This window comes from Streptomyces spiralis (genome assembly GCF_014654675.1).
In the GTDB taxonomy this organism is placed as follows: Bacteria; Actinomycetota; Actinomycetes; order Streptomycetales; family Streptomycetaceae; genus Streptomyces; species Streptomyces spiralis.
Genome location: NZ_BNBC01000143.1, coordinates 1 through 1,050, shown reverse-complemented (window position 1 = coordinate 1,050; position 1,050 = coordinate 1). Strand labels below are relative to the sequence as shown.

Annotated in this window: 1 rRNA gene; it reads left to right on the top strand. The window is 57.5% G+C overall.

The features are described 5' to 3' along the window. Positions 1–1,050: ribosomal RNA gene (locus IE318_RS44390) — 23S ribosomal RNA — on the top strand; the annotation flags it as partial.

Below are 1,050 nucleotides of genomic sequence, written 5' to 3'. Positions count from 1 at the left end.
TCTCGTGACTGCGTGCCTTTTGAAGAATGAGCCTGCGAGTTTGCGGTGTGTTGCGAGGTTAACCCGGGTGGGGTAGCCGTAGCGAAAGCGAGTCCGAATAGGGCGCTGTAGTAGCACGCTCAAGACCCGAAGCGGAGTGATCTAGCCATGGGCAGGTTGAAGCGGAGGTAAGACTTCGTGGAGGACCGAACCCACCAGGGTTGAAAACCTGGGGGATGACCTGTGGTTAGGGGTGAAAGGCCAATCAAACTCCGTGATAGCTGGTTCTCCCCGAAATGCATTTAGGTGCAGCGTCGTGTGTTTCTTGCCGGAGGTAGAGCACTGGATAGGCGATGGGCCCTACCGGGTTACTGACCTTAGCCAAACTCCGAATGCCGGTAAGTGAGAGCGCGGCAGTGAGACTGTGGGGGATAAGCTCCATGGTCGAGAGGGAAACAGCCCAGAGCATCGACTAAGGCCCCTAAGCGTACGCTAAGTGGGAAAGGATGTGGAGTCGCACAGACAACCAGGAGGTTGGCTTAGAAGCAGCCACCCTTGAAAGAGTGCGTAATAGCTCACTGGTCAAGTGATTCCGCGCCGACAATGTAGCGGGGCTCAAGCGTACCGCCGAAGTCGTGTCATTGCAGCATGTACGGCCAACGCCGGCTGTGATGGGTAGGGGAGCGTCGTCTGCCGGGTGAAGCAGCACCGGAAGGTAGTTGTGGACGGTTGACGAGTGAGAATGCAGGCATGAGTAGCGATTCACACGTGAGAAACGTGTGCGCCGATTGACTAAGGGTTCCTGGGTCAAGCTGATCTGCCCAGGGTAAGTCGGGACCTAAGGCGAGGCCGACAGGCGTAGTCGATGGATAACCGGTTGATATTCCGGTACCCGCTGTGAAGCGTCAAACATCGAATCCAGTGATGCTAAGGCCGTGAAGCCGCCGGGTGCGTCTTCGGACAATCTCGGAGTGGTGGAGCCGCCGGACCAAGTTGGTAGTAGGTGAGTGATGGGGTGACGCAGGAAGGTAGTCCATCCCGGGCGGTGGTTGTCCCGGGGTAAGGGTGTAG